Source organism: Citreicoccus inhibens, from assembly GCF_019039035.1.
GTDB lineage: Bacteria > Myxococcota > Myxococcia > Myxococcales > Myxococcaceae > Citreicoccus > Citreicoccus inhibens.
The window spans coordinates 1-7,335 of record NZ_JAHNZT010000079.1; the positions used below are offsets into that span (position 1 = coordinate 1).

Here is a 7,335-nt window from a genome sequence, read left to right on the forward strand (position 1 = left end):
ACGTGCCACCCAGGGCGAAGGAGAGTCAGCTCCGGCTGGAGAAGCAGCCTACGCTTCCGCTGAAGCAGATGGAGGCGCTCATGCCCACCCTCGACGCGGACTTCGTCGAGAGGGCGGTGTCCCGGCTGCCCCCCGAAGTCAAAGCTGTGCTGCACACGGCCCTGCGGCTCAACCCGGATGAGAGATTCGCCTCGGCGGCGGACCTGCGCGATGCCCTCCGCAGCGCAGCCCAGGCATTGTCGGCCCAGCCCTATGGGCGCGCGGAGGCGGCGCGAGAGGCCGCCCTCGTGGTTTCCGAAGGCGGGGGCATGCGCGACAAAGTGGAGTTCGGCGAGGGCGGCATGTACCCCGAGGGGCTGGACGCACACGAACTACAGGCCCTCAAGAAGGCGTAGGCCACCCAGGCCCTGCTTTCGAGTCGCGGTAAGCTGCCAAGCCCCTCCCCACGGCAGGAGTGGCGGGCTTCGGCGTCCTGTCTGCGACTCTGTCGTGGATGCGACGCCCCGACGACGCGTCCAGCGCCAAGCCCGAGCTGTCACTCAACGTCGGGGGCTCGGTGAGGCAAGGCTTCCGAGAGCACCTGACGTGGTGTCACACGCGCACTCACTCGGGCGACGTCGTGACGGTGGACGTCGAGCCGGACACTCCGAGGGCGCGCCACGTCGACGGGGACGGGGGGAGGTGGCTCGCCTTTGCCGTCAGAAGGCGCGCGGCGAGCCGTAGCGGCCCGCCGCTCGCGAAGCTGTCAGCGGGCCAACTCGGTGGTGATGCGGACGAGCGCGTCTAGCTTCCGCTCGTCCAGCTTCCTCGCCAGGAAGAGAAGCCGGCGAAGGTTGCTGTCGTCCTCGGGGCGGGTGCGAGGGCCCTTCGCCGATGAGTCCGCGAGGCCCAGCAAGTCCTCCGGGGAGAGCATCAACTCGGTGCAGAGGCGGTACAGCGTCGGGACGCTGGGCAGCATTTGCCCGCGCTCCAGCCGGCTGTAGACGGGAGGCACCAGCCCCACGCGGTCGGCGACTTCCGCTTGAGTGAGGCCCATCTGCTCCCGGGCCGCACGACTGATGGCGCCAATGGTGGCTGCAAGTTCTTCATTCATGAGGTGCTCGTGACTCTACCCAAAATGGAGTGTGGAGGCAGTCAACGGAAGCCTTGCAGGAAGCGGAGGAGTGCAAAGGCCTGGCGCTCATCGAGTTGGCGCATGCGGTGCAGTAGCTCCTTCCGGGCGGAGGAGATGGAGGCTTCGCTCGCCGGTAGGTTGTAAGGGAAGCCCATTAACTCATTCGGCGAGAGCCCCAGGGCGGTGCAGATTCGGTAGAGGGTGGGGAGGCTGGGCAGCAGGCGCCCGCGCTCGAGTCGCTGGTAGACGGAGGTGGCAATCTCCGAGCGGCTGGCGACCTCGGCCTGAGTGAGGCGAGCGCGCAGGCGGGCCTCGCGCGCCGTCTCGCCAAGCACCTGCGAGAGTGGGCGAGGGGGCCCTTCGGCTGGAGGGGGCGGGGCGGGCGGCTGGATGAACATGCCCAAATCATACCGAGGTAGCTTTGGAATTGCACCTGTCAGGTGCAGTCGTCAGGGCTGAGGCTCGCTGTCAGGAAGGAGAGTGCACCTGCTTTCCCGGGGCTTCTGGTACCGTCCGCGTGCGCCGGGGAGGGTGCTGAATGCGCGAAGCCGCTGTCCCGTTGTTCGAAGTCTCCGAGAGGAAGTCGCCATGAGGGACGACGGCCCCCCGGCCGTGCTGTCCCCCGGGGACGTGGTGAAGGGCTACACGGTGGTGCGGCAGTTGGACAAGGGCGGCTTTGGCACCGTGTACCTCGCGACGAATGACGGGCAGCCCTGCGCGTTGAAGCTGGTGGAGCGGCAGCGCGTGGAGGGGCGGGTGGAGAAGGAAGTCTCCATTCTCCTGCGCTTGAGTCACCCCAACGTGGTGGGCATTCGCGGCTTCTCCTACTGGCAGGACAAGGGGCGCGACTACGCCCTCATCGCCATGGAGTACGTCGAGGGGCGCAAGCTGAGCGCGTGGGTGAGGGAGGAGAACCCCTCGGCCCAGCAGGTGGCGAAGGTGACGCTCGACATGGCGCGAGCCCTGGCGGCCTCGCACGAGGCGGGAGTGGTGCACCGGGACGTGAAGGACGCCAACGTCATGGTGCGCGCCGCGGACGGCCTGGCGGTGCTGGTGGACTACGGCATTGGAGCCTACAAGGGCGCCCCGGGCGTCACCCAGTCCCTGCTGCCGCCCGGTACCATGGAGTACCGGCCGCCTGAGGCCTGGCTCTTCATTCGGCAGCACCTGGGGCAAAGCAGCGCCCGCTACGAGTCCGTGCCTTCGGATGACGTGTGGGCCCTGGGCATTGTCCTGTACCGCCTTCTCACGGCGAGGTGGCCCTTCGACGAAGGGACAGATGCAAGCTACGTCGAGGGTGTCATCCGCAAGTCCCCTGTGCCTCCTCACCTCGCCAACCGCTTCGTCCCTGCGGGACTCGGCCTGTTGTGCATGCGGCTGCTGGAGAAGGAACCTGCTGCGCGTCCCGACGCGAATGCTGTCTGCGTGGCCCTTGAAGGGCTGTTGGCCCATGCAGAAGGGGATGCTTGGACGACGCCCCTGTGCGACACGTATGGGCCGCACTCCGCGACGACGGAGGGTGGGGACAAGTGGCTGAAATGGATGAAAGTCCCGCTGCGTAAGTTGCGCCGAGGGGTGCCTCCTGGCCCTGCGCCTGCTGAGCTTCCGCAGGGGCCTGCCGAAGCCCCACCCGAGAATGCACCCGTGGCCTTGGTTCCTGCGCTGCTTCCTGGCGCTGGTGTCGCTCCTGCCGAGGACTCGCGGCTGCCTGGCCCGACGCGTGAGGCGTCGGACCTGTCACGCGCGACGACGGAGTCCTTTGTCCCCGAGGTGGAGCGGCGCACCTTCTACTCGCGTCTTAGGAAGGGGCGGGTGCTGGGAGCGTGCCTGCTCTGTGTGGCCTTCGCCTCGGGGGCCTTTCTCCTTCGCCCGGCCGCCCCTCTACAGGTGGCTGCAGCCCACAGCCAAGAAGTAGCGCCATATGCAAAGAAACCACAAGCTGCCCGAGCCGCAGCTCCAACCGGGCCGGAGGCAATACCTGCGGCCGTCGCGCCAGACGCGACGAATCCCAAGGTGACAGCCACCGTGACGACGCCGAAGAGTGACACTCCCCCCAGTCCCCCGACTCCCACCAAGCGGGCCGTGAAGAGCGCAGGCGCCACGCTGGTTGGCACGGCCCTCTGCGGCGCGCTGGCCTGCACGGGCGCGCAAGTGCGCCCTCCGCCGGAGCCGGAGTCGTGCCCGGCAGGCTCGGAGGAGGGGATGATGCGGCTGGGTATGAAGGTTGGCCGTGACGCGCCCGGATCCTTCGTCTTCCAGGGGGAAGAAAAGTACATCACGGTGAAGGAAGGGTCTGCTCAGATCCTCCTGGGGACTGACGCCGGAGCCACGCTGACTGGGCGGCTCATTGTGGCGGATCGCGTCTACGTCCGACTGACTCGGGCGCGCACCAGCAAGGGAGGCTTCCCTGTGTGCATGGAGGTGCTGGACACCTCTAACAAACGCGGACTGGAGATCGAGGGTGGCGGCGCGGATTCGGGAAAGGCTCGTGTGTACTCGGCCGTCTTTGTCCGCGCTGTGAGCGAGTTTGAATGAAGCATCTCGGTCGCGCTTGATGGCCGCTCGTGAGCTGCCAGCGGTGTTGCTGCTGGCTTGGTCGAGGAGAAGCGTCGCGTGCATCATTCCCTGTCGGCTGTGCTGCTGTTCCTCCTCCTCGCTGGCGAAGGGCCAGCGTTGGCGCAGTCGCCCCCGGCTGCCGCAGGGCTGAGTATTCGTCGAATCGAGTTGGTCTCGGATGATGGTCAGTCCGCGCCTGAAGTAGCGGTGAGCCCAGGGCTCTCAACGGTGTTCATCTTCGATTCGGACGTGAGTCGGGACGGAGTGGCGCTTGAGGGCCGTGAGCGCTTCTCGGTGCTGGATGCAGGCCTCAGTACGTTGCGCTTGGTTCCGTCAGAGAGAGTCTCCGCGGGGGAACGGCTCAAGATGACGGTACGCTTCCAGGATGGAGCGGCCCCTGCGAGTGCGACGTTTGTCCTGGTCGCACATCCCGCGCGGTCGGAAGCGCATGTCGAGGTTTATCGACGCAAGAGAGGAGTCGAGACCTACCAGGAAGAGGTTCGGCAGGCTCGCATCGAGGTCGAGAAATGCAAGGAGGAGAACGAACGTCTGCGCATGGAGCAAAGTGCTCCGGATGGGCTGACGGGCCTCATCTCGACAAAGCTCCTCAATGGGGACGGCGTTGCATTCCGTGACGTGACCAAAGACGTAAGCCTGGCCCCAGGAGTGGCTGCTGCCAAACATGCTATCCGCGCCTACCGCACGTCACGCCGGGTGGCTGTAGAGCTTGTGCTGAGATCAGGCGGGGACGTTCCCTGGACGGCGAAGGAGGCTACCCTTCGGGGCAAGGCTGGGGAGGAACTAAGAGTCCTCCAGGTGTGGCAGTCCGGCCCCCTCCTTTCGGGTCCGGGGTTCCAGCGCGTGGTGGTGGAGGCCGAGTCTGCATCGGAGCCTCCTCAAGGACCGTACACGCTCAAGCTCTGGGATGCCGATGGGCGCCGGGCGGTCACCCTTACCAATGTAGTCTTCCCGTAGGGGCTCCGGCGCTGCGCTGTCTGACGGCGACCCGCCTCCGTCGTGAACAGGGGCTTGCTGGGAATGTCCTTTTAGGGTTCAATGGAATGCATCTGTTGGATGCATTTCGATGGAGTCCCGGGGGACCCATGAACCTCTCCGTGTGGAAGTGCGCACGAGCACGTGCTCACCCGTCGTCTCGCCGTGGTCCTACGCACGTCGAGGGTGGCGCCTCCGATCCGCCGTCGTAAGTCCCTGTTGACCTTGAGCGTGGCCGGCGTGCGACCAAGCGGCGTACGCGGTTGCCTTGCTTCGCGCGCAGGGACGGTCGTCTGCCCCTTCTCGAAGGGGCCTCTTCGGCCAGCGCTCTGACACCTTCTTCGTCAGTCATGTTCTGTTCGCGAAGGGAGTAGCGCGGCGCTGGGGCCTCCCGGCGTCGTAGCGGGACAGGTCTGCCTTTCTCTGGACTCGTCATGCGGCGCTGGGGCTTCCTGGTGTCGTAACGGGAAACGTTTGTCTTTCGTCGAAGCTGTGGTGCGGCGCTGGGATTTCCAGCCGCCGTAGCGGGAGTCGTCCGTCCATGCGCTGGCTCTGCCAGGCGGTAGGCGACTCCCTCAGTGCAATGCAGTCACCCGCGGACTGGCGCCCTGCCGGCCCGAATGGGGGACCTCTGTCTTTGGCCCCGGCCGGGGCCCTTTCAGGAGGCGTCGATGTGCACGTGTCGGAGCTGGGCCATTGTGGCCGTGCTGCTGTCTGGAGTCGTGCGAGCGGAGGTGCCGCCCGAGTACAAGGGCATCCCCGGGCTTGACGAAAGCATTCTGCTCGAGCCGGGCGCGGACGAATTGGGCGCGGAAGAAGTTGCTGGCGATGAGGGCAACGGGGCGGAGAGTGATTTGCCTCTTCCCACGTCCAACTCACCGTCGCGGTGGTCGAACCGGCTCAGCCTGGAGACCACCACATGGGCACTGCTGTCCCGACGTGGGGCAGGGACGGACGAAGGCTACCTTGAGGTGCACCCGCGGCTGGAGGTCGTCAATCCAGGCCTGCTCCAACTCGAACTGGGCGCTCCAGTACGACTGCGGATGTGGGGTGCAAAGGAGGGCGCCAGTCTGGTGCGCAAGGAGGACTGGGACGAGCTCTCCGACTTGGGCCAGGTGGTGCAAATGCTGACGTTGGGGGGCGACGCACCGAACTTCGTGTGGGTGGGCGCCCTGGAGTCCTACACGCTGCTGTCCGGGCACTTGGTGCGCCGCTACAACAACCGAGGCAACCCGGACTACCACCCTGCGGGGGCGGTGGTGACGGGCATGCTGAGGCCTCTTTACGTCGAGGCCTTCGCCTCGGACGTGCTGGGCGCGCGGCTGCTGGGGGCGGAAGTCGTCCTGGACATGCAGCACCTCCTCGTGGGCCGCCAACCGTACCCCATGCAGTACACGCTGGCGCTGTCCGCGGTGCATGACTGGGGCAAGGCGGGAGGAACGTCGGAGCCGATGACGCTGGCCCACCTGGATGGGACGGCCATTCTCGTGCGGCGCCGCAACCCCGAGGGGGGCTTCGAACTGCAGGCGAATGCGGGCTGGGGTGGACGCCCCGGAGCGGGCGGCGCGTGGGGCGCGGTAGCGGGGCTGGGCGCGGAGTACCTGACCTCGAGGATGGACCTGCGAGCTCGCCTGGAGGGCCGCCTCCAGCGCGGCGGCTTCCGGCAGGGTGCCTTCGGCCCGGACTACGAGCTGGCGCGGTTCCAGGTAGCGGGCCCGACTGCCATGCCCCAGGCGGATGCGCCCTTCCCGGACGGGTGCTCGGCCTATGGCGAGGTGATTCTGAGCTGGGACGCGGAGAGCCTGAGCGTCCTGGGACAGCGCCATTTCCGCCTGTCGATGGGCACCGAGGCATTCACCTGGGGCCGGGTGGACGTGGACGGCCGGCTGGAGACGCAGCTCTTCCACCGCAACCTCTCAGTGGGGGTGGGCGGTGTGGCGGTGGGGGCGGGCCAGCCGGGCGCGCGCTACGTCGCCTCAGCCCAGGCGCGATGGCGCTTCCTGGGTGGGAAGCTGTACGCGGTGGGGCAGGGCGGCACGCTGCTCTTCCCGACGGCGGAAGGGACGCTGCGGCCAGGCGCCTTCGCTTCGGTAGGGCTGGGGGTGGACAATGCGCGCTGACCGGCCTTGGCGCGGCGGGCTTGGCCTCGCGCTGGTGGTGGCTCTCCTGTCCTCCGGGTGCGCCTCGTTGCCGGCGAGGCCGGGCCAGACGGGCCGTGGGGCGGCCCTACCCTTCAGTCCCCTCTTCGTACCCTCCCTTGCCGCGAGGAGTGCGGCGACGGGTGTGTACCAGGGGGAGGCGTCGACCTCTGCGGCTGGGACGCCAGAGCCGGCGCCGATGGGCTACCGGCGAGTGCCTGTCGGCAATGCCGTCAACAAGAAGGGGGCGCGGGGCTCGGACGAGGAGGGCGAGGCCTTCGTTTGTGGCGGCAAGGCCCTTCCCTCGGGCTGGCCCCGCCTGGACTCCAGTCGGGAGGTGCTGGCGCCCTTCCTGGCGTGTACCTCGCCCGCGGAGTTCGTGGCCATGCAGCGCGGGGTGGACATGCCCGCCCTGGTGGAGTCCCTCACGGACTGGGACGCCGTCCTCCTGGGGGCCCGGGGGCCGATGGACGCGCTGGCCTCGGCCGTCCTCAGCCGCAAGCGCGCGGCCTTCGTCGTCACCTCCGTCGAGAA

The 7,335-nt window shown here is 67.6% G+C and carries 5 protein-coding genes and 2 pseudogenes; 5 read left to right on the plus strand and 2 right to left on the minus strand.

Annotated elements, in window-relative coordinates; genetic code table 11:
* Positions 1 to 395, plus strand: a pseudogene (locus KRR26_RS35835) (serine/threonine protein kinase); the annotation flags it as partial.
* A gap of 350 nt (positions 396 to 745) precedes the next feature.
* Here the strand turns inward: KRR26_RS35835 and KRR26_RS35840 are convergent.
* Both KRR26_RS35840 and KRR26_RS35845 read right to left on the minus strand, forming a co-directional pair.
* On the minus strand, positions 746 to 1,093 hold the full coding sequence (locus tag KRR26_RS35840; protein ID WP_120211197.1) for a helix-turn-helix domain-containing protein: 348 nt from the start codon (positions 1,091 to 1,093) through the stop codon (positions 746 to 748).
* Between the two features lie 41 nt (positions 1,094 to 1,134).
* A complete protein-coding gene (locus KRR26_RS35845; protein WP_217082107.1) occupies positions 1,135 to 1,512 on the minus strand; it encodes a helix-turn-helix domain-containing protein in 378 nt (125 codons plus the stop codon).
* A 190-nt stretch (positions 1,513 to 1,702) separates the two neighbouring features.
* On the opposite strand from KRR26_RS35845, the gene KRR26_RS35850 reads away from it, so the two are divergent.
* The 4 genes and pseudogenes from KRR26_RS35850 to KRR26_RS35865 form a co-directional block, all read left to right on the plus strand.
* Positions 1,703 to 3,649 carry a serine/threonine protein kinase gene (locus tag KRR26_RS35850; RefSeq protein WP_217082108.1) on the plus strand — a complete coding sequence of 649 codons (1,947 nt, stop codon included), beginning with the start codon at positions 1,703 to 1,705 and terminating at the stop codon, positions 3,647 to 3,649.
* A 78-nt stretch (positions 3,650 to 3,727) separates the two neighbouring features.
* Positions 3,728 to 4,645: a DUF2381 family protein gene (locus KRR26_RS35855; RefSeq protein WP_217082109.1), complete on the plus strand. Its 918-nt coding sequence runs from the start codon at positions 3,728 to 3,730 to the stop codon at positions 4,643 to 4,645.
* Positions 4,646 to 5,334: 689 nt separating this feature from the next.
* Complete coding sequence (locus KRR26_RS35860; protein WP_217082110.1) at positions 5,335 to 6,783, plus strand: hypothetical protein; 1,449 nt, start codon at positions 5,335 to 5,337, stop codon at positions 6,781 to 6,783.
* Positions 6,773 to 7,335 (plus strand): annotated as a pseudogene (locus KRR26_RS35865) (hypothetical protein); the annotation flags it as partial. The gene KRR26_RS35860 and the pseudogene KRR26_RS35865, both read left to right, overlap by 11 nt.